The organism is Vibrio sp. QJM3NY_27, assembly GCF_057785955.1.
In genome coordinates this window covers 1,752,106-1,777,639 of sequence record NZ_CM173512.1, presented here as the reverse complement: position 1 = coordinate 1,777,639, position 25,534 = coordinate 1,752,106, and the positions used below count along the sequence as shown (strand labels likewise).

The following is a 25,534-nucleotide window of genomic DNA, read 5'->3' as shown; positions in this document are numbered from 1 at the left end:
ATCTTTAAAGACAGTTTTCAAATTTTTTTTCATTCTTTATGTATAAAAAGAAAAATATGAAAAAAGTTGTATAAAAACTTGGTTTTTCAAAATGGTGTCCTTTAATGCCTCTAAATACGATCAGTTAGCTAGTAGCAACGGAGGCTGTAATGGCAGGCGAAAACAACCAAAATGAAGATCTAAATGACGCGGTAGAACAAACGGACACGAACGACGCGGGTACGCCCTCCCAACAGCAGAATCAACAAAATCAACAGAATACGATTGCGTCGACAATCGCGACGGGTGCTGAAAACACGGATGCGGCAGACGAAATCAACCAAGCGCTAGAAGACAATCCAAGTGGCGCAGGTAATGCAGAAGATGCGTCTGCTTCTGGTGGGGCTGTTCAAGAAGAGACGCCAGAAAGCGATGGAGACTCAGATGCAGCTCAATCCAATGTAGTCGGTGGTGCGGCTTCTGAAGCTGGCTCAGAGAATGCTGCCGGTAGTGGGGGCGGAGCGGGTGCTGGCGCGCAAGCTGTCGGTGGTGAAAATACCGCAGGTTCTGGAGGTGCTTCGAGCGCTGAAGGTAATGAAGAACAAGGCCAAGCAGTAACAACGTCAGCTGCGCCTAGTGCTGATTCTTCTAACTCTGGTGAGCAACAAGTCGGTGATGATCTCGATTCACAAACGGTAGAAGAGACATTCGCCGTTGATGTTCAAGCCTCTGACGAAGGGACTATCAGTGAAGTAGAAGATGACTTTGATTCTGAGACGGTAAGCGAAACGTTTAAAATCAAAGTGGAAAGTGAAAATGATGCACCAGAAGCTCAACAAGACCTGGCTTACATCATCGATGAAGATGGATCCATAACATTCACTCAAGAACAATTACTCGAATACGCAAGTGATGTAGATGGCGATGAGCTGGTTGCTTCAAACGTTCAAGTCGGCGCAGATGCAACGGTTCAAGACAATGGTGACGGTACATTCACAGTTGTACCTTCCGCTGACTTTAATGGTGAGCTTGACCTTACTTTTGATATTAGTGACGGTCAAGAAACCGTAAGCAGCGCAATTGATTTAACGGTTCGTCCTATTAATGACGCACCTGTACCAGAAGATAAAACCTTTGAAATAGAAGAAGACGGCACGCTTGTTTTCACTGATGCAGACCTACTAACCGGTGCAACGGACATTGAAGGCGACAACCTAACGGTTGAAAGTGTGACCTACGATGGTGGCGACGGTATTTTTACCGACAACGGTAATGGTACTTACACCTTTGCACCAAATGAGAACTTCAACGGCGATGTAAACTTCGGCTTCGATGTGTCTGACGGGACTGATACGGTGTCTGCAAACATTGATGTGAGCGTTACAGCGGTTGATGATGCGCCAGTATCGGGTGACCTCGCTTACTCAGTGGACGAAGACGGTTCGATTCGTTTGAGCCAAGAACAGCTTTTATCGCAAGCATCAGATGTTGAAGGTGATGACCTGACAGCCAGCAACCTAACGGTTGATGGCGATGCAACAGTAGTTGCTAACGATGACGGCAGTTTCACCATCACGCCAGATGAAAACTTCAATGGCGACATCGATATCAGCTTCGATATCTCAGATGGTACCAATACGGTTCAAGCATCAGCAGATTTAACAGTTAACCCAGTTAACGACCTACCAGTCCCTCAAGATCAACAGTTCAGCGTTGAAGAAGACGGTACACTCATCTTCACTGATGCAGATCTGTTAACAGGTGCTACGGACATTGAAGGCGACAACCTAACGGTTGAAGGTGTGACCTACGATGGCGGTGACGGCATTCTTACCGACAACGGTAACGGCACATACACCTTTGCTCCGAATGAAAACTTCAACGGCGATGTAAACTTCGGCTTCGATGTGTCTGACGGTACCGATACGGTGTCAGCAAACATCGATGTGAGTGTAACGGCGGTTGATGATGCGCCAGTATCCGGTGACCTTGCTTACTCAGTGGACGAAGACGGTTCAATTCGTCTAAGCCAAGAACAGCTACTTTCTCAAGCATCTGACGTTGAAGGTGATGACCTGACTGCGAGCAGCTTAGCGGTTGATGGAGATGCCACAGTTACTCAAAACGATGACGGCAGCTTCACTATTACGCCAGATGAAAACTTCAATGGCGACATCGATATCAGCTTCGATATCTCAGATGGTACCAATACGGTTCAAGCTTCTGCAGACCTGACGGTTAACCCAGTTAATGATTTGCCCGTTCCTCAAGATCAACAATTCAGCGTTGAAGAAGACGGTACACTCATCTTCACTGATGCAGATCTGTTAACAGGTGCAACGGACATTGAAGGCGACAACCTTACTGTTGAAGGTGTGACCTACGACGGTGGTGACGGTATCCTTACTGATAACGGTAATGGTACTTACACATTCGCTCCGAATGAAAACTTCAACGGCGATGTAAACTTCAGCTTCGATGTGTCTGACGGGACTGATACGGTGTCCGCAAACATTGATGTGAGTGTAACGGCGGTTGATGATGCGCCAGTATCCGGTGACCTTGCTTACTCAGTGGACGAAGACGGTTCGATTCGTTTAAGCCAAGAGCAGCTTTTATCGCAAGCATCAGATGTTGAAGGTGATGACCTAACGGCTAGCAGCCTAACAGTTGGCGGTGATGCAACAGTTACTCAGAACGATGATGGCAGTTTCACCATCACGCCAGATGAGAACTTCAATGGCGACATCGATATCAGCTTCGATATCTCAGATGGTACAAATACGGTTCAAGCATCTGCTGACCTAACCGTTAACCCTGTTAATGACTTGCCAGTTCCTCAAGATCAACAATTCAGTGTTGAAGAAGACGGCACGCTTCAATTTACTGATGCAGACTTGCTTACAGGTGCAACCGATATTGAGGGTGATGATCTCACGGTTGAAGGCATCAGTTATGAAGGGACTGATGGGGTACTGACAGATAATGGTGACGGCTCATACAGCTTTGCGCCAAATGAAAACTTCAATGGCGACGTGAACTTTAGTTTCGATGTGTCAGACGGCACCGATACGGTGTCTGCAAACATTGACGTTAGCGTGACTCCAGAGAACGATCCGCCAGTTGCTGGCTCTACGTCTTACACTGTTAATGAAGACAATTCGATTACCATTTCTGATGCCCAACTATTGGCAACATCTTCAGATATTGAAGGTGATGTATCGATAGACAGCGTGACTTACTCGGGTAGTGATGGTGTACTTGAAATCAACGGTAACGGCACTTACACCTTCTCGCCAAACGAGAACTTCAATGGTGAAATTGCTCTAGATGTGGTGGTTGCCGATGAAGAAGGTGCAACCGATGCGACAACTGCGGGTATCACCGTACTTGAAGTTAATGATCCGCCAGTTGCTGGCCCAACGTCTTACACCATTGATGAAGACTCAGTACTGACCTTCAGTGAGTCACAAGTGCTACTGAATGCTTCTGATGTAGAAGGGGATGTTGAGCTTGTTGGTATTAGCTACGATGGCCCTGACGGTATCTTCTCGGTAAATGGCGATGGTACTTGCAGCTTCGCTCCGAATGAGAACTTTAATGGCCAAGTTCAGCTTGATGTGACCGTGCGTGATGAAGACGGTGCAGAAGTTGAAACCGTCATCAATGTTGACGTATTGCCAATCAATGATGCGCCAGTATCGAGTGATTTGGCTTACAACGTTAACGAAGATGGTTCAATTACATTGAGCCAAGAGCAACTATTGTCTCAAGCGTCTGATGTTGAAGGCGAAGACCTAACCGCGAGCGATTTAACGGTAGATGGCAACACAACAGTAACCGCCAATGATGATGGCAGTTTTACCATCGTTCCAGAAGCGAACTTCAATGGCGACATTGATATTCAATTCAACATTACTGATGGTACTGACACAGTTCAAGCAACCGCCGATCTTACGGTTAATCCAGTTAATGACTTGCCGGTTCCTCAAGATCAACAATTCAGCATTGAAGAAGATGGCACTCTGCAATTTACAGATGCCGATCTACTTACCGGTGCCACCGATATTGATGGCGATGACTTAACCGTTGAAGGTATTAGCTATACAGGTGGCGATGGCGTATTGACCGATCACGGTGATGGTACTTATACCTTTGCGCCAAATGAAAACTTCAATGGTGATGTGAACTTCAGTTTCGATGTGTCTGATGGTACAGAAACGGTCAGCGCTAACATTGATGTGACTGTGACGCCTGAGAACGATCCGCCCGTTGCGGGTTCAACCTCGTACATGGTCAACGAAGACAATGCGATTACCATTTCTGATGAGCAATTGTTAGCAAACTCTTCTGACGTTGAAGGTGCGGTATCGGTTGATAGCGTGACCTACAGTGGCACCGATGGTGTGTTCCAAGATAATGGTGACGGCAGTTACACCTTCCTTCCTAATGAAAACTTCAGTGGCGATATCAGCCTTGATTTGATTGTTGCCGATGAAGACGGTTCGATTGATGAAACCACCGCGGGCATTACCGTTCTAGAAGTGAATGACCCACCGGTTGCAGGTCCAACGTCTTACACCATTGATGAAGATTCTGTTCTTACATTCAGCGAATCTCAGATTTTAGTGAATGCCTCTGACGTTGAGGGCGATGTAGAGCTAGTTGGCATCAATTACGATGGCTCGGACGGTATCTTTATCGTAAATGGTGATGGTACATGTAGCTTTGCACCCAATGAAAACTTTAATGGTCAAGTTCAACTGGGTGTGACCATTAAAGATGAAGACGGCGCAACGGTTGATACTCATATTAATGTTGATGTACTACCTATCAACGATCCACCGACTTCTGGTGAATTGGCTTATACCATTAATGAAGATAGCTCGATCACTCTGAGCCAGGATCAATTGCTAGCTCGAGCGGGTGATATTGATAGCGAAAACCTAGAAGCTATTAACCTGTCGACCGATGAAAACGCGACCATCCAACAAAACGACGATGGTAGCTATACGATTACACCAGACGCTGATTACAACGGCGACTTAGACTTAAGCTTCGATATCATCGATAACGACGGTGGTTCAGTTCAAGTTGGCCTAGACATTACCGTGAATCCGCTGAATGACTTGCCACAAGCGCAAGATCAACAGTTCTCAATTGAAGAAGACGGCACACTACTCTTCACCGATGCTGACCTACTCGCAGGAGCATCAGATATTGATGGTGATGAACTGTCGATTGAAAACGTGCTCTACACTGGTGCAGACGGCGTTCTGAGTGACAATGGTGACGGCACATATAGCTTTGCACCAAACGAGAACTTCAATGGCGATGTTCAATTCTCATTTGATGTTTCTGATGGCACGGGCTCAACGGCTGCTGTCATCGATGTCAGCGTAACGCCTGAGAATGATCCACCAGTCGCAGGTTCAACGTCTTACACAGTTCAAGAAGATGGCCAAATCACGATCAGTGATGAGCAGTTATTAGCGAACTCTTCTGATGTTGAAGGTGACGTTGCTCTATCAAGTGTTAGTTACGCTGGTGATGACGGCTCATTCGTTGATAACGGTAATGGCACATACACCTTCACACCAAATGAAAACTTCGACGGTGACATCTCACTTGATGTTGTTGTCGTTGATGAAGACGGTGCAACCGCAACAACAACCGCTGGCATCGATGTTATTGCTGTGAATGATGGACCTGAAACTTCGGGCATTCAGGCTGAGGTAGACGAAGATAATTCCATTACTATTACTCAAGAGCAGTTGCTTGCAAACGCAACCGATGTTGAAGGTGATGAGTTAACGGCAACTAACCTACAAACCAACGATCCAGACGCGACAATTGTTACTAATGACGATGGTTCATTTACCATCACGCACACAGAGAACTTCAATGGCGAGTTGGACTTCACATACAGCATCAGTGATGGTGACAATGAAGTTCTGACCACATTCGACTTAACGGTTAACCCAGTTAATGATGCGCCAGAAGCGGGCGAAGAAATCTTCATTCAAGCACAAGAAGACCAAACGGTTGGTGTGACGCTTCGTGAAGAGCCGGCACTGCGCCTGGATCAAGCACCAGAAAACGGCATCATCGAAGCAAATCTTGACAATGAGTGGGTAGTACTGGAAGTCGGACAAGAAGTACCTGCTGATACAGAAGTACGCTTTGTTCCAAGTGAGGATGCTCTGGCTGAAGGAACACATACCACGCAAATTGGTACCTTTGACGATAATGCGAGCGTAGACGATTGGGGCACAGAAGTAGACCCATACACGCGTGAGTTCTCGGATGGCGACTTAACGGTAACGGTTCAAAGTAACGATGATCCACTTGGCGCTTGGAATGGTAACACACACATTGGTCACGGCCTTGGTGATACCGATCGCCAAGGGCTGAGTGGTGATGAAAAACTGACTGTTTCAGTTGAAGGCCAAGACATCAACGAAATTAGTTTCCACCTAGATGGTTTAGGTGGTTGGTTCATGGAAGATTCACGTCACTTTACAGAAGTAGAAATCAAAGCATTCAATGAGGATGGCGACCTAATTGACTCGATGACTTACCACAAAGAAGATCGTGGTGGTTACGAGACTGATTACACGCTTACTGTTTCTGAACCTGTGTCTTACTTTGAACTCGGTACGGTACAAGGAAATGGTACTTACGTCGTTCAAAACATGACAGTGTCACAAACCTATCATGATGAAGCCGTGTTTACTTCGATTGGTGTAGACGGTTCTGAAATCACTGAAACGGTTGAGTTGAACATCCATGCGGGTGACAACGAAATCGAGCTAACGGCTGATCTTCCAAATATCACTATCGATACGGAAGGTTCTGCTCAGTTTGCTTCTGTTGTGATTACAGAAGAACAGTTACTGGCACAAGCCTCTGATATTGATGGCGACGACCTTGATATTCAAAATCTAGAGCTGGTGGGTGAAAACTCAGAGCATGCAACACTGACTGATAATGGTGATGGTACTTGGACGGTAACACCGGATGAAAACTTCCATGGTGAAATCGAACTGGGTTATCAAGTTACCGATGGTGAATTGACCGACGACAACATCATTAACATTAACTTCGAGTCGGTGAATGATGCACCAATCGTTTCTGGTCCAATGGTGCTATCGACAGACGAAGACCAAGGTATTACTTTCAGTGCTGATGATTTATTGGCGAACACTACAGATGTGGAAGGCGATACGCTGTCTATTTCTGACATCACTTACGGTGGTGATCACGGTGACTTGGTCGACAACGGCGATGGCACGTTTACCTTCATGCCGAATGAAAACTTCAATGGTGAAATCGACATCGACTACAAGGTGTTTGATGGTACTGATGAAGTTGCAACGCACCTAGACCTAACGGTTGTACCGGTCAATGATGTGCCGGTTCCGGGCGAACCACTGCACACCCAAATGCTTGAAAACGGATCCATGATCATTGAAGCGAAAGACCTATTGTCTGGCGCAACGGATGTCGATGGTGACATTCTTCATGTTGAAAACCTATTACTTGCAGACCAAACGCAAGGTACGTTAACAGATAATGGCGATAATACGTTCACCTTTGAGCCTGCAGAGAACTTCTCTGGTGAAGTGAATCTGACCTTCGATATTAGTGATGGTCAAGCAAGCGCGCCAAGCATTGCAACAGTCGACGTTGAAATTGTCAACGAAGGCCCTGAAGTTAGCGGCCCAATTGAAGCGGCGGTTGATGAAGATGGTTCAATCACCATTACGCAAGAGGACTTGTTGGCGAATGCAACCGATGTCGATGGTGACAACCTTGAAGCGGTTAACTTTGCGACCAACGATCCAAATGCGGTTATTGTAGAAAACTCAGACGGTAGCTTCACAATCACACCAAGTGCAGACTTCTTTGGTGAGATTGAGTTCACTTACGATGTCACTGACGCAATTGAGACAGTGGCAGCCGATCTTAACCTGACCGTAAATCCAATCAACGATGCGCCAGACGTACCGGATATGTCTTTCACAACGGAAGATGGTCAAGCAATCACCATTACCGAAGCTGAGCTATTAGCACAAGCGACAGACGTTGAAGGCGATGAGCTGTCTGTTGTGAATGTGACTAGCGCGAGCGACACGGTAGAAGTCACGGACAACGGTGACGGTACATACACATTAACGCCAGAGCAGGGTTTCTTCGGCAATGTTGATTTAGCGTTTGATGTGAGCGATGGCACTGACGTGGTTGCCGCAAACATTGACCTAAAAGTTGAGTTCGTCAATGACACGCCAGAAGCGACGCCAATGGTTGCAGATGTCGACGAAGATGGTTCAATTCTCGTTACACAAGAGATGTTGTTGGAAAGCGCGAGCGATCAAGATGGTGATGAGCTGTTTGCGAGTGCGCTGGAAACCAATGATCCAAACGCCACCATCGTAAATAATGGTGATGGCACGTACACAGTGACGCCTTCGGAAAACTTCAATGGTGATATCGCATTCACTTATGAGGTGAGCGACGGTGAGCTGAGCACGTCTAATGACATGACATTGACCGTGAATCCGGTGAATGACATTCCAATCGTTGCTCCAGGCATGTACCACATTGAAGAGGATGGCAGCATCCTGTTCACTCAAGAAGATCTGTTGAGTGGTGCGATTGATATTGATGGCGACGACTTAAGCGTTACTAGCATCAATTACTCTGGTGATGAAGGCACAGTCACCGATAACGGCGATGGCACGTTCAGCTTCGTTCCTGAAGAGCACTTTAGTGGCGATCTACAGTTCAGTTTTACAGTTACCGATGGCACAACTGAAGTAGAACAAGACCTCAATGTTCACATTGAAGCGGTCGCAGATGCGCCGGATCTTGTGATTACCGATAGCGATGGCGTTAACGTCGATGACCAAGCGATTTTGGTTGAGCCAGGCGGCATTGTTGAACTGAATATTGCAGCGGCGCTTGTCGACCAAGACTTGTCTGAAACACTTACCGTAACTGTAGATGGTGTGCCAGAAGGTTCGGTTATTCAATACGATAACGAAGGCGTTCTGAATGACCAAGAGAACGGTATCACCAGTTACAACGACACTGAAATTACAGTAACGTTTGAAGGTGAAACGGCAGGTTACCAAAACGCAGCGGGTTACTACAAAGTTGACGAAGACGGCAACATCACGGGTGTTGAAGTTGTCTATGAAAATGCATCACAAGTGGGTGGCGGTGGTGACCTTGTTCCAGGACAAGACCAGTTCAGCTTCCAAGTTGAAGAAGGTGAAAGTTTCAACCTGTTCTTGATTCCAAACGGGCATCAGCACAATGACTTTGACGCGATGCAGGAAGGTCAGTACGAGTTCCGTGCAGTGGATGGTTCGCCTGCAAACATGGATACGGTTGATCCTCAACTTGTATTTGTTGCTGCCGATGGAACTGAAACTGTAGTTCAAGGGCAGAATGGTGACGCGATATTCCATGGTGGTTCAAGCTCTCAGCTCAACCAAGATGGTATCGAACATACGCGCACAACGGTTAATGAAGACGGAGAGCTGGTTTACGGCTTTGAAGATTTGTATGGCGGCGGTGATGCTGACTATTCAGACTTCAACTTCACAATCGATGTCGGTGAAGTGAACAGCCAAATCTACAGTGGTGAAGTGACGGTTGGTCCTGATGGTACGGTGAACCTACCAACAACGGCTATCGAAAATGCACTACAAATCCAGTTACCAGAAGACTTCAACGAACAGCTTGAAGTTCATGTAACAGCAACCGCAACAGAGCTATCGAATGATGATTCTGAAACGGTCTCTCAAACCATCTACATTAACGCGACAGGCGCCCACATTGAACATGCACCTGAAGCACTTCCTGTTGCTGCAACTGTGGAAGAAGATGGTTCTATCATCATTACGCAAGAAGACTTGTTAGCTAATGCTCGTGATCTCGATGGCGACCAGCTGACCGCTCTGAATTTAGCAACTGATGATGACAGCGTTACGATTACCGATAACGGTGATGGTACTTACACATTAACGCCAGATGCTGACTTCAACGGTGATGTTAACTTCACATTTGATGTATCGGATGGTGATGATGTTGTCTCTACCAATCTTGAGTTAACCGTTTCACCAGTGAATGATGGTCCAGAAGCGCAAGACCAAGCGTTCACAGTTGGTGAAGACGGTGTGTTAACGTTCAATGACCAAGACCTATTAACGGGTGCAACGGACATTGAAGGGGACGACCTAAGTGTTGAAGGCGTGACTTACACTGGCGCAGACGGTGTTCTCACAGATAACGGCGATGGCACATATAGTTTTGCGCCAAACGAAAACTTCAATGGCGATGTGAACTTCTCGTTCAATGTATCAGATGGTACCGATACGGTAACCGCTAACATTGATGTCAGCGTGACGCCAGAGAATGATCCTCCAGTGGCGGGTAGCACGTCTTACACCGTTCATGAAGACAACTCCATTACGATCAGTAACGAACAGCTATTAGCGAACTCTTCGGATATCGAAGGGGAGGTGGCAATTGATAGCGTCACCTACAGTGGTAGTGATGGTGTGTTGGAAATCAACGGCAACGGTACTTATACCTTCTCTCCAAACGAAAACTTTAACGGCGAAATTAGCCTAGATGTTGTCGTGGTTGATGAAGATGATGCTGCCGTATCGACTACCGCGGGTATTACAGTCCTTGAGGTAAACGACCCTCCTGTGGCTGGTCCAACGTCATACACTATCGATGAAGATTCTGTACTGACCTTCAATGAGACTCAAGTTCTATTGAACGCATCTGATATCGAAGGTGATGTACAACTCGTCGAGATTAACTACGATGGCCCAGACGGAATCTTCTCAATCAATGGTGACGGCACATGTAGCTTTGCACCGAATGAAAACTTCAACGGCCAAGTACAGTTGGATGTGACCATTCAAGATGAAGACGGCGCTCAAGTTGATACTCATATTACGGTTGATGTCTTACCAATCAATGATGTTCCAGTATCGGGAGGCTTGGCATACAGCGTAGAGGAAGACGGTTCAATTACCTTGAGCCAAGAGCAACTTCTTTCTCAAGCTAGCGATGTAGACGGAGACGACCTTACTGCTTCTAACTTAATTGTTGATGGAGACACGACAGTCGTTGCTAACGATGATGGTAGCTTTACTATTACACCAGATGCGAACTTCAATGGCGACATTGACCTAACGTTCGACATTAGCGACGGTACCGATACGCTGGTTGCGACGGCTGACCTCACCGTTAATCCAGTTAATGACCTTCCACAACCTCAAGATCAAACGTTCAGCATTGGCGAAGACGGCATCTTGAACTTCACAGATGAAGACTTGCTAACAGGTGCGACAGACATCGATGGGGATGACCTATCGGTTGAAGGCGTTACTTACACAGGGGCTGATGGGGTTCTTACTGACAATGGCGACGGAAGCTACAGCTTTGCGCCAAACGAGAACTTCAATGGTGATGTGAACTTCAGTTTTGATGTATCAGATGGTACCGATACGGTTCAAGCCAATATTGATGTGAGCGTGACACCAGAGAACGATCCACCGGTTGCGGGTAGTACGTCTTACACGGTTCATGAAGACAACTCGATTACCATTAGCAACGAACAGTTACTTGCTAACTCTTCAGATATTGAAGGTGAAGTGGCGATTGATAGTGTGGCTTACACCGGTGCCGATGGTGTATTCGAAGACAACGGAAACGGTACGTATACCTTCTCGCCAAACGCTAACTTCGATGGCGATGTAAGCCTTGATGTTGTCGTGACTGATGAAGATGGCGCAACCGTAACGACCACAGCAAGCATTGATGTTCTACCTGTTAACGATGCTCCGGTATCGGGTGACTTGGCATACAGCGTTGATGAAGATGGTTCGATTACCTTGAGCCAAGAGCAATTACTTGCTCAAGCTGGTGACATTGACGGGGATGACCTAACAGCGGCCAATCTAACCGTTGGTGGTGATGCGACCGTCACTGTAAACGATGACGGTAGCTTTACCATTACGCCAGATGCGAACTTCAATGGCGATATTGATTTGAACTTCGACATTACCGATGGTGATGCAACGATTCAAGCAACGTCAGATCTCACGGTTAACCCTGTGAATGACTTGCCAACAGTTGGTGAACCACAATTCACCACTCAGGAAGACACCAGCTTTACCTTCACAGAAGAGCAACTGCTGCAAAATGCAGGTGACATTGATGGCGACAACTTGTCGGTTGAAAATGTCGCTTCTGACAGCGGTTCTTTGGTTGATAATGGCGATGGTACTTACACATTCGCACCGAATGAAAACTTCGACGGCAATGTGAATGTGACGTTCGACGTGAATGACGGTACAGCGACAGTACCAGCGGAAGCGACGATTGATGTTCAATCTGTGGTTGATATGCCTGAGTTGTCGATTGCCTCTGACTTGGTGATTGCTTCAGATAACTTCGAGTCTGGCTCAAATGGCTGGAATGCGGGTACTGAAAGCTCACAAGGCTTTGAGTCGGGTGACATGCTGGGTCGCATTGGTGGGACTGGTGGCGATGAAGCGGTCAGTAAAACTTACGACATTCCACGTGATGTGAGTGAAGTGAATATCTCATTCAGCTTCTACGAAATTGATTCTTGGGATGGTGAGTCGTTCCAAATCTTTGTAGGCGGTGAAGAGCTTACCTCGCTAGATAATTCTGCGTTCCGTACCGAAGATGGCACGACAACGTTGTACGATTCAGCTGGCAATGAAGTGGGTGAAGTCGTCCATGGTGTATCGCAAGGTGAAGGCTTCAGTGGTTGGAATGACCAAGCACACCAAATTACCCTAACGGTACCCGTTGAAGACGGCCAACTTGAATTAGGCTTCGGTTCAACCTTGAACCAAAGCGTGAGTGATGAGTCATTTGGTATCGACAACATTGAAATCACAGTGTCTGACGCGGATTACCAAATCATTGGTACCGAAGATACGCCAGTACCACTGGATATTGATGCGGCACTAACGGATACGGATGGTTCAGAAAACCTCGCTATCTTGATCGAAGATGTGCCGGAAGGAAGCTCGCTTTCTGCAGGTACGGATAACGGTGATGGCTCTTGGTCACTGCAACCAGGAGAACTAGAAGGGCTAGAGTTTATTCCTTCAGGTGACTTCAATGGTGATGTGGTACTAACCGTTAAAGCGACATCGACTGATGTTGATACAGGCACCACCGCAACGGCAACACAAGATGTGACGATTCATATCTCTCCAGCAAATGATGCTCCAGAAGTTGATGGGGATATCAGTGCAGTCACTGCCGAAGACAATAGCATCACGCTAACGCAAGAACAGCTGCTAGAACACGCTGTCGATATTGATGGTGATGACCTATCAGCAATCAACCTAACCACCAATGATGAAAATGCCACCATTGAAATGAACGACGATGGTAGCTTCACCATTACCCCAAGTGAAAACTTCAACGGTAATATCGAATTTAGTTACGATGTCACCGATGGAGAAGAGATGGTGGCAGCCGGTCTAGACTTGACAGTAACGCCAGTCAATGACGCGCCAGAGCCACAAGATCAAGCATTCACTATTGGTGAGGATGGTGTTCTTAACTTCACGGACACTGACTTGTTAACTGGCGCAACCGATGTTGAAGGAGACGACCTAACAGTAGAAGGTGTGACTTACACGGGTGCGGACGGTGTTCTTACTGACAATGGCGACGGCAGCTACAGCTTTGCACCAAACGAGAACTTCAATGGCGATGTGAACTTCAGTTTTGATGTGTCAGATGGCACGGACACGGTTCAAGCCAATATTGATGTGAGTGTAACGCCGGAGAACGACCCTCCAGTGGCGGGTAGTACGTCTTACACGGTTCATGAAGACAACTCGATTACTATCAGTAACGAACAGCTATTAGCTAACTCTTCAGATATTGAAGGTGAAGTGGCGATTGATAGTGTGGCTTACACCGGTGCCGATGGTGTATTTGAAGACAACGGTAACGGTACGTATACCTTCTCGCCAAACGAAAACTTCAATGGTGATGTGAGCCTAGATGTTGTTGTGACCGATGAAGACGGTGTAACTGAAGCAACGACAGCTGGAATTACTGTACTTGAGGTGAATGATCCACCAGTCGCGGGTTCAACCAGCTACTCTGTCAACGAAGACGAAGTTATCACCATCAGTGCCGAGCAACTGTTGGCGAACGCTTCTGATATCGAAGGTGAAGTGGCAATTGATAGCGTGAGTTATACAGGCGCTGACGGTATCTTTACTGACAACGGTAACGGCACATTCAGCTTTGCACCTAACGCAAACTTCGACGGCGATGTGAGCCTCGATGTCATAGTGACAGATGAAGACGGTGCGACAGTAGCCACCAGCGCAAGTATTGATGTCTTGCCAATTAACGATCCACCGGTATCAGGTGACTTGGCGTACAGCATTGATGAAGATGGCTCGATTATTCTGAATCAAGAGCAATTGCTGTCTCAAGCTTCTGATGTGGATGGTGATGACCTTACGGCAAGCAACCTAAGTGCGGGCGATAATGCGACGGTCGTAGATAACGGTGATGGTACCTTTACGGTGACACCAAACGCCGATTTCAACGGTAATATCGACCTAAGCTTTGATATTTCGGATGGTACAGAGTCAATTGTGGCAAACGCCGATCTGACGGTAAACCCAGTTAATGACTTGCCAACGACATCTGATGTTTACGCGAACGTTGATGAAGATAATGTCATCACTATCACGCAGGAGCAGTTACTAGCGAATGCCGCTGATATTGAAGGTGATGATCTTGTCGCTTCCGACTTAACCTTGGTGGGAGATGATGCAACGATTGTCGATAATGGCGATGGCACATTCTCTATCACTCCAAGCGAAAACTTCAATGGCTACATCGATGTGGCTTACAGTCTCAGCGATGGTGACACACCGATTGCGGCTAACTTAGGTTTGACGGTTGATCCAGTTAACGATGCGCCAATTGTTTCTGCTGATGTTGCTATAACCATTGAAGAAGATGGTTCGTATACCATTACTCAAGAAGAACTCCTACAATTCGCGACTGATATCGAAGATGATGACATGACCGCAATTATCGGAGAGCAAGGCGATGAAACGACCGTAACCGGTACGGTGCTGGATGCCGAAACGGGTAGCCCAGTCGTTGGTGCAGACGTCACAATGACCGATAACGCCGGTCATTCTTACACAGCGGAGACGGATCAATCCGGTAACTACTCTGTGAGCGGTCCTGTTGTTGACCAAGGTACCGTCACTATTGAACAAGAAGGCTCTATTACCAGCAGCTTCCTGGTTCCAGCAGGCGAAGATACCAACGGTGGCGTAACCGCTATATCCGAAGTCCTTGAAGAAACAGATATGCGTATCGTGGTCACATGGGGCGACAGTCCACGTGATATGGACAACCACCTATGGCTCTACGATACAGAGAATGGCAATGAGCTAGACCATATTTACTATCGCGACATGAGCCATGATTTGGGCGAAGGTAATGTCGTTCAGCAAGATGTAGATGATACAAATGGTGGTGGCCCTGAAACAATCACCATTCCAAACTACCAAGATGCGGACATGCACTATTCAGTACACAACTACACCAGCAGAAGTTGGGATGTAGATGGTGTTGAAGATGTACAGGTTCAGGTGTTTGTAGGCGATACATTGGTTGAAACCTTTAGCCCTGATTTATCTGAAAACCCATCGGGCGACCATTGGCATGTATTCGATATCGTGAACGGCGTTATTGTTCCAAGCCAAGATGTAGGCAGCGAGAATGCGTTTGATTTACCAACGGCAGAAGAAGCGCTCGCGAATGAAAACGGCATTGATATCTCTGAGTTGCTAACTGGCGATGAAGGTGATGATTCTGGTGAAACGGGTGGTAACGAACCAAGTGTTGGAGATGTTTCAATTGAGAACGCTCTTATCACTGACAATGGTGATGGTACTTACACCATTACACCGGAAGAGAACTTCAATGGTGAATTCTCGATTAGCTACAACGTAGACGATGGCAACGGTGGGGTTACTCCAGCGGAACTAGACGTGACCGTAACAGCAGTTAACGACCTTTCTGTAATTTACGACCACGACTACACCATTAATGAAGATGGTTCGCTGACCTTTACCGATGAACAGCTACTGACTGGTGCAACGGATATTGACGGCGATGATCTTTCTGTCGAGTCGGTTAACTACGAAGGCACCGACGGTGTGTTCACGGATAACGGCGACGGTACTTATACCTTTGCTCCAAACGAGAACTTCAATGGTAATGTCGACCTTACTTACGATGTGAGTGATGGTACAGATGTTGTATCGGCGAATATTGATGTTCAAGTTGTTCCAATCAATGACGTACCGGTTGCAGGCACTACTGCTTACACAGTTGAAGAAGATGGCAGTATTACCCTAAGCGATGCACAACTTCTGGCGAACAGCTCGGATGTGGAAGGGGAAGTCTTTGTTAGCGATGTCAGCTACAGCGGCACAGATGGTGTGTTCACCGATAATGGTGATGGCACTTACACCTTCTCGCCGAACGAAAACTTTAACGGCGACATCAGTCTTGATGTGTCTGTTATGGATGAGGATGGCGCAACGGCTGAAACAACCGCAGGCATCGACGTTATTGCTGTCAATGACCTACCGGTTGCAGGTTCAACGACCTACAGCGTTGATGAAGATAATGTGATTATTATCTCTGATGCTCAGCTTCTTGCTAACAGCTCAGATATTGAAGGTGATGTATCCGTTAGTGACGTTTCTTACTCGGGTGCAGACGGTATCTTTACTGATAACGGTGATGGTACTTACAGCTTCGCACCAAATGAAAACTTCAACGGCAATGTAAGCCTAGATGTGACCGTTGCCGATGAAGACGGTGCAACCGCGCAAACTACCGCGGGTATTGACGTTATCGCAGTCAACGACGCTCCAGTATCTGGCGACTTGGCTTACTCAGTGGATGAAGATGGTTCAATCACCTTAAGCCAAGAGCAATTGCTGGCTCAAGCGTCTGATGTTGATGGCGATGATCTTACCGCTGCAAACCTAACGGCAGGTGATAACGCAACAGTAACGGCAAACGATGATGGTTCATTTACCATCACACCAGATGCTGACTTCAATGGCGACATTGACCTAAGCTTCGAACTGTCTGACGGTACTGAAACGGTTGTCGCAACGGCAGACCTTACTGTTAACCCAGTGAATGATGTCGCGGTTGTTGAAGATGTGGCTTACACCATTGAAGAAGACGGTTCATTAACCTTCACAGATGAGCAACTGCTGGCGGGTGCTTCTGATATAGATGGAGATGAGCTTTCAGTTGCTGATGTGTCTTACACCGGCGCAGAGGGTGTGTTCACTGACAATGGTGATGGTACTTACACCTTCGCTCCAAATGAAAACTTCAATGGCGAAGTAAGTCTGGACTTCTCAGTATCTGACGGTACAGAGACGGTTGATGCAAACATCGACGTAACGGTAACAGACGTTAACGATGCACCAGTAGCGGGCGCAACGTCTTACCAAATGAACGAAGATGGCACCATTACACTGAGCCCTGAGCAGTTGATTGCGAATAGCTCAGATGTGGACGGTGAAGTATCACTCGATAGTGTTAGCTATTCAGGTGCAGACGGTATCTTGGTTCAAAATGAAGATGGTTCAGTCACCTTCGCTCCAAATGAAAACTTTAACGGCGACATCAGTCTTGATGTGACGGTTATTGATGACGATGGCGCAACGGCTGAAACTACCGCTGGTATTGAAGTGATTGCAGTCAACGACGCTCCAGTAGCCGGAAACGTGGCTTATTCGGTTGATGAAGATGGTTCAATTACGCTATCTCAAGAACAGTTGTTGGCGAACGCTTCCGATGTTGATGGTGATGCACTGACCGCAAGCAACCTATCTGCGGGTGACAATGCAACCGTCACAGCAAACGAAGATGGTTCATTTACTATCATGCCGGATGCTGATTTCAACGGTGAGATTGACTTGAGCTTCGATGTGTCAGATGGCCTTGAAACTGTTCAAGCTGGCGTCGACCTAACGGTTAACCCAGTCAATGACCTACCAACAGCCGCAGACCAAAGCTTCACCGTTGAGGAAGATGGAACACTAATCTTCACGGATGCAGACCTACTAGCAGGTGCTGCAGACATCGACGGCGATGATTTGTCTATCACGGATGTGTCTTACACGGGCGCAGAAGGTGTGTTCACGGATAACGGTGATGGCACTTACAGCTTTGCTCCAAACGAGAACTTCAATGGCGATGTAAACCTTGGCTTCACAGTGTCTGATGGCACCGAGACAGTCGATGCCAATATTGATGTGACCGTAACCGACATTAACGATGCACCAGTGGCGGGTTCAACGTCTTACCAGATGAACGAAGATGGCACGATTACCATTAGCCCTGAGCAGTTGATTGCCAACAGCTCAGACGTTGATGGTGAAGTGTCGCTTGAAAGCGTGACTTACACTGGCTCTGACGGCGAATTGGTTCAAAACGATGATGGTTCAGTAACCTTCACACCAAGTGAGAACTTTAACGGTGATATCAGCCTAGATGTGGTTGTAACCGACGATGACGGTGCAACAGCGACAACAACGACGGGTATTGAAGTTCTAGCCGTGAACGATGGACCTGAATCTGAGGATGTGAAACTAACCACAGCCGAAGACAGCACCATTCTTATCACACAAGACATGTTGTTGGCTCAGGCGACGGATATAGATAACACCGCAGACGAGCTGTCAGCTTCGGGTCTACAAATCGACCCTAGCTTGGGTGAGTTGTTAGACAACGAAGATGGTACTTGGTCATTCACACCAAACGAGAACTTCAATGGCGATGTGCCAATGACGTTTAACGTTAGTGATGGCCAAGAGACAATTTCAGTCGACGGTAACATCGATGTCACGCCAGTGAATGATGCACCTGAAGCGCCAATGATTGAGATGCAGGGCGAAGAAGATGTGGTCATGGTGATTGACCCAGCTTACATCGCGGATCAAGTGACGGATCTAGATGGTGACGAGATCAGCATCGAAAGCATCACGGTTCGTGCTCCAGCCAATGCGACCTTAACGCAGCAACCAGACGGCATGTATCACTTAGTGACTACTCAAGACTTTAATGGCTTGGTAGAACTGGGTTATCAAGCGACTGACGGGGAAGAAGTGGTTGATGGCTCGCTGAATGTGGATGTCATTCCTGTTAACGACGCACCGTTTAACGTCGGCAACGCAATGATGACCACAAGCGAAGATGGCGCGTTCACCTTCGATGCTGGCGACTTGATGAACTTGTTCGGTGACATTGATACCGCTGACCTTGTTGTTTCTCGCATTATCACCGCAGACGGTGAAGATGGCGGAGAAGTAACAGACAACGGTGATGGTACGTGGACATTCACACCAACAGGCGACTTTGCGGGTGTTTCTGACCTACAAGTTGTCGTGAGTGACGGTGAGTTTGAAACCGTTCTCGATGTTCCTGTGTACGTACGTCCTGTCGCAGATGGCGCGGTTATTTCAACTGACCATGACGGTCCATTGGTGTTCGGTGAGGATGAAACCGGTCACTTAGGACTGAATGTTGGCCTAGTCGATGATTCAGAAACACTAAGTAACCTAGTGATGACAGGTTTCCCTGTTGGATTCGAGGTAACAGATGGTGTGAATACCGTGATGATCACCGAGCCGGGTCAATACATCGACCTGTTCGATTGGGATATCTCAAACATTCAAATGACGCCTCCTGAAGACTTCCATGGTGAGTTCTTCGTAACCGTAAGCGCAACAACGGTTGATTACGGAGATGAGCCGGAAGCGTTTGAAGATGGCATCGATTCTGGTGATTTCGAAACCGTAGCGGGTGATTCCATCATCCTAACGGCGGACGACCTAATCGGTTTGGCTGAGAATGTGGATGCTGACAGCGATGATGAAGTGAAACTGGTTCATCTTGCCGACCGCAGCCAAGGTGAGATTGTCGATAATGGCGATGGCACTTGGACCTTCACACCAGCACCAGGCTTCACTGGCGAAGCAGACATTGCGTACGTAGTTGATAAAGATGGCGTGCTTCATGATGAGCAAACTGGCGTAGTCGTGAAAGAAGGCGACTCGCAAGAGAATGCAGCACCAGAAGTTAACAGCATCACGACGACGGAAATCGCAGCGGATGCAACCTTGTCGTTCACTGATGAAGACATGTTAGCGAACCTGAGCGATGCAGAAGGCGATAGCTTGAGCATTGAGTCAGTAAGCTTGATGGAAGGTCAGGGCGTAATTGAGAGCGATAACCAAGGTAACTATCAATTCACACCTGCTGAAGACTACACCGGCGATGTTCAAGTTGGGTTTATCGCGACCGATGGCGAAAATCGCATCGAAAGCTTCTTCAATGTGGATATCCAAGGTGGCGATGAAGCAGCGGCGAGTGAAGGTTATGCCTTAGCTGATGATGGTTCACTAACTATCACCGAGTCACAGCTGGTGGATGAGTTAGGCGTGAGTGATTCTGCACAAGTTGTTGATGTTGCAGACGCGAACGATGCAGGCTTCTTTGCGGAATCTGGTGAAGGTGAGTGGACTTATTGGCCGAACGAGGACTTCGATGGCAATTTAGCGATGAATGTTGACGTTAACGATGGTGGTGAGGTGTCGAGCCATAGCTTAAGTATCCAAGTAGCCGATGATTCAGTACAAAGTGATGAACCACAAGTTCAAGCTGCTCAAGTAACAGAAGACCAGCAAGTGGAAGTGGCTCAACAAGCTGATGACCAAGCTCAAGATGCTGAAACTGAAGACAGTACAGCAGATGTAACCGCGGCACCGGGCGATACCATCTCTATCTCGATTCCAGATGAGGTGAGTGGTAACGAATCGGTTGATTACGCTGATATGTCTGGCTTACCTGAGGGTTCCACTGTGAGCAACGCACTGGATAACGGTGATGGTAGCTTCACAATCAGTGGCAACTTAGAGCAACCGGTATCCGTTGAACTTCCAGAAGGTTACGAAGGGACTAGCGAAATCCAATTCCAAGGTTACGACGAGTTGGGTAGCTCAATTGACGGTGCGAGCGGTTCTGTTGAAGTTGAGGTCGATGATCAATACACCATGCAAGGTTCTACTCAAGAGCAGCAACCGGACATGGCAGGTATGGAATCTGGAGGCAGCGACTGGACAAGTTCAGGTGGTCAAGATCAAGGTGTTGACTTCACGGATGACTCTGGAAGCTTCGATTCAGATTCTCAAACTGGAACCGATCAAGGCAACGACTTCGACCAAAGCTCGATTTAATCGAGAGGGCTTGGTTTTAGTCTGAACCGACATTTAGTCTAAACCAACAAGTAGATAGGGCAGCGTAAAGTTGCCCTCACTAAAGCCATGTGGGTCATTGATGCATGGCTTTTTTATTGCTTGTTCTTCTAAACAATATTGTTTGTTTCGCTAAATAAACTTGAGAACAGATAAAAATGTCCTTAATTATTAGAAGAGTTAGTTAGAAAGGAGGGACGACATGTATCGTTATGTCAGTTCACCGCAAGCGTCGAAGTACATCGTGCCACCACCTCAACATCGTGAGTTGTCGAGTGTGGATGTGCCTGAGTCCGAATTAGAGATGCGAGAAATATTGAATAATTGGTTTGCTGATGGTTTAGCACCCATTATTGAAAGTGAAGATGACTACATCTCTGCGAGCGATCACGTTCGATTTGAAAAGCTCAGCGGCACCGTTGGGATGCTGTTGAGAAACAAAGATTATTATTTTGCGGCCAAACGGATTCTATCTGTGTGGGAACAAGATTGCCTTGAAACCACTTACATCAATTATCTCATTTTACGCAGTGAGCGAGTCACTTCTTTAAGGTAAGTTAATGCTGTGGCATTTGCCAATAGCGATTAGCCATTTAGGGTTCGTGTGCTTACGATCTTTTTGTTTTTCTACCGAATTAGGTAAACAAAACAGGCAAACAAAAAGGGCAAGCTTTGAGGCTCACCCTTAAGGTTCTTTCTTTAATTAACGTTGTTTCTCAATTAACGATGCTTTTGTCTAACGTTATTGTTCTTTCCTGTCGTTATAACTTATCAGTAGGGTTGAGACTTACACCCAACCATCAAATTTGAGTCGTTTTTGAATTCTCTCGACTGCTTCTTTCTGCATTTGTCTAACACGCTCATTAGAAACATTCACATCTTGCATTTGTCCCACCTCAGACAGTGTTTTCACCTTGTTATCAAAGAAACCAAAACGGTGAATGAGAACCTTCTGTAATTTGGGTGGCAGTGTGTTTATTATTTGCTCTAGAGCTTGGGTAAAAGACTGATCTTCACAATCTTTTTGCGGGTCAGGGATATACTCACTTTCACACTGTTCAAGTACTATCGGTGCGTGGCTGATACCAACCGTTGTTGTCACGTCAATAAACCCACTTAACGCCACCAGTTGATCGACGCGTTCGGCCTTAACACCAGAGCTGTCTGACAACTCTGAAATAGAAATCTCTTTACTCATTTTTTTACTTACATCGAGCTTCTTGGACGCGAGGCTATTTATTTCTTTGCATACGTGGGCGGGCAATCGGACAGTACGACCTTTGTTCATCAATGCTGCTTCAATATTCTCTCGAATCCACCATACGGCGTAAGTCGAAAAGCGATAACCGGGTTCGGGATCGTATTTATCGATTGCTTTGATTAAGCCGATGTTACCTTCTTCGATAAGGTCGAGCAGCGTGAAGTTGTTGCCTTTACGTTTTAGGTAACTCTTTGCGATTTTTACAACAAGTCGCAGGTTTGATTCGATCATGATGTCACGTGCTTGCTTGTCACCAGCGCGATTCAATTTTGCGTAATACACCTCATCTTCACGCGACAGCAGATCAATCCCCACAATATCCTTTAGATAGTGAGCATAAGGTTCTGCAGTGGTAGAAAATGATTCTTTAATGGGTGTGTCATCCATGAGCCCCTGAAACGCAGCAAAACTGTCATTGTTCATTTCCTTGTCCTTTTTTAGCCGACTGAACGTTTTATTTTTTTATTTATTATTATGCCACCAAGTGATTAACGCTTGGTTTCATTAGAGTGTAGATAACAGTTTCTTCTTTACCAATAAATAAAATGCAATTTCGTATACTTACGTCACAAAAAGATCTACAAGTATTTAACCATTTTACATCTCATCGAACGTGTCGGTTTTTCATAGGAAACATGAACATGCATAGCTTATAAAGTATGTATTATGCATTGGCGTATGTAGATAAATCGAGTGAATTTATAGTAGCGGGCGGCTATATAATTGATAGGGAAAATGAGGAGAACGTGGCAAGAGTCGAGGTTCCATGTTGCCAAAGTACCTCAGCTCTTTAACCTGTTCAGCTGACATTGTTTGCTGCGTAAAACTATAAAACTATTAGTGGAGACTAAAAGCTGTTACGGAATACTAAAAGCTCAGTGAATTGACTAATAAGTGCTGAGCACCTCATCGATTTGTTTGTTGATGATCTTCATTTCGCTGTAGATAACAGAAAGATCATCATCTTGAGGTGCAAGCTTATTAAGTGTGTTTTGCTCCACTCTTTCTAAGGCCACGGTGGCGGTTTCTTCGCCGAAGCTGGCTAATATGCCTTTTAATGTGTGCACGGTAAAATGAAGCTTGCCCCAATCCTGTTGCTGTACCAGTTCTTGTATCTCTTCTAATGAATTGCCATGGTCTTCTTGATACACAGACAACACAGCGAAAATCACTTCTTTGTCATTATCTAAGTAGGCATTTAGGGCATCAAAATCTAGCATATAGACTCCTGTCGGCTGTATGTTGAAAATGGGCTGGGCGGCTTAGTAGAAAAACCAGATCTTAATGAATCACTGAGCCATTGGCTCCATCTTGGTGGAAGCTCTAGCTGTGCGAGCTGTTTCAAGTATTCGTGTCTAAGGTTTTCTTCTATATGAGCTTTATGGACGGCATATATATAGTCAAGTTTCGCCGCAATTGAATATGGGTAATTGTGAATGTAGTCCTTTAGTTCTTGGATGGAATCGGAATTTTCGATATTTACACAAGTAGAAGGGTCTACATCTTTTGATTCGAGTTGGTGGTTTATTGTCTCCCCTCGAGCTTTTAAGCACTCTGTAACTAAGTGGTACAGGGAGTACTCGCCAAAGTGAGTCAGGAGAGGCAGCAATTGAAGCAATAAGTGAGTGGGTTGGTTGTAAAAGTTATTTGCTAACAGTGTCGAGGCTCGAATCACTTTCTTGTGAGCAACTTGAGGGCTGTTCTCAATGAGTAAAATATTACTTTGAAATAGGGCAAGGCTGGCCAGAACTTGTTGCTGTTGTTTTACCGGAAGTTTGAGATTTACCAACTCTGTGAATTGATTAGCATGTTCCAGCAGAATACGTTTGTACTTTAATTGTGTCTCACGTTGGTAGGTCGCCTTTAGTGAACTGAAGTGAGCGCTAATGGAATGAATAATATCAATGTCGGCAGACGATATATGCGTCGCGTACATCTCACCAAGCTTGATAAGCATCAGGGTGTTGTCGACGTTTTCTGCCAAGTCGATTGCTCTTATCGCACGGTGACTGATGCTAGGCGTCATTTCAAACGCTCTTATGGCCAGTTTAAGTGCGGGCAGTAACATATTATGTTTTTCATAAATGCAGCTTAAACAATCAATAACGTTTAATGACAATGGCTGAGCAATCAGGTAATTGTGGAGCTTTTCTATGGCTAGGTTCGGTTTACCCAAGCTGTCTAGAATTAATGCCTCTGCGACTAATTTGGTCGGGTGCATTTTCGTGTTCGAGTTGTTGATTGTGCTTGAAAGCAAATCCCATTCTTTGCCTCCAATTAAGTGCTCAATCAACGTCGCTTCAAACTGAACGCTATTGCCATTAGGGGAGATCGCTAACGCTTGTGTCAATCGTTCCAGATTAGTGATCGGATATAAGTCATTCAGTTGGGTGAGTTTCTTCGAAACGGACACAGCACTTTGAATCTTCTTGCCTAAAGATTGAGTATTGATCGGTTTAGAAACAAAGTGATGTGCTTCGCCAGAAAGGGCTGTCAATACGGTTTCCTGACGCATATCCCCAGAAACAAGAATCGTGGCGACTGTATGATCGATGAGCCTGTTTCGATAGAGGATCCCCAAAAGCTCAAACCCCGTGAAGGATTGCTCTAAGTGGTAGTCAATGAGGAGTACATGAAATGAGTGCGTCTCGACCGCCTTGATGGCTTGTCGATAATCGGTCGCAATAAAGATGCAATCATGTGAAATGCCCAAGCTCGAGAGTTGCTGCTTAATGAGTATTGTTGCGCTCTTAGAGTCGTCGACAATCAAAACCCGCAGGTCTGTTGGTAAGGTCAAATCCATTTTCCTCAATACCAAATGTTATGTTTAATTTAGGTGTCAGGTTGCACATTGTCAAGGTGCCTATATCACATACAAACACTC

5 protein-coding genes are annotated in these 25,534 nt (G+C 46.3%); 2 read left to right on the top strand and 3 right to left on the bottom strand.

The features are described from left to right. Positions 1-149: 149 nt before the first annotated feature. Together AC3CIA_RS23385 and AC3CIA_RS23380 are read left to right on the top strand one after the other, a co-directional pair. Positions 150-21,371, top strand: a complete 21,222-nt coding sequence (locus AC3CIA_RS23385; protein ID WP_488519183.1) for a tandem-95 repeat protein — start codon at positions 150-152, stop codon at positions 21,369-21,371. A 220-nt stretch (positions 21,372-21,591) separates the two neighbouring features. Continuing rightward, positions 21,592-21,945: a hypothetical protein gene (locus tag AC3CIA_RS23380; RefSeq protein ID WP_017079131.1), complete on the top strand. Its 354-nt coding sequence runs from the start codon at positions 21,592-21,594 to the stop codon at positions 21,943-21,945. A gap of 231 nt (positions 21,946-22,176) precedes the next feature. Here the strand turns inward: AC3CIA_RS23380 and AC3CIA_RS23375 are convergent, their stop codons facing one another. The 3 genes from AC3CIA_RS23375 to AC3CIA_RS23365 all read right to left on the bottom strand — a co-directional run bounded on the left by AC3CIA_RS23375 (position 22,177) and on the right by AC3CIA_RS23365 (position 25,453). Next, positions 22,177-23,073 (bottom strand): sigma-70 family RNA polymerase sigma factor, encoded by an 897-nt coding sequence (locus tag AC3CIA_RS23375; protein ID WP_488519182.1) that lies wholly within the window; start codon positions 23,071-23,073, stop codon positions 22,177-22,179. A gap of 464 nt (positions 23,074-23,537) precedes the next feature. Then, positions 23,538-23,870: an Hpt domain-containing protein gene (locus AC3CIA_RS23370; protein ID WP_017079133.1), complete on the bottom strand. Its 333-nt coding sequence runs from the start codon at positions 23,868-23,870 to the stop codon at positions 23,538-23,540. Next, positions 23,864-25,453 (bottom strand): response regulator, encoded by a 1,590-nt coding sequence (locus AC3CIA_RS23365; protein WP_488519181.1) that lies wholly within the window; start codon positions 25,451-25,453, stop codon positions 23,864-23,866. Before AC3CIA_RS23365 ends, AC3CIA_RS23370 begins: the two co-directional genes overlap by 7 nt. Between the last annotated feature and the right edge of the window lie 81 nt (positions 25,454-25,534).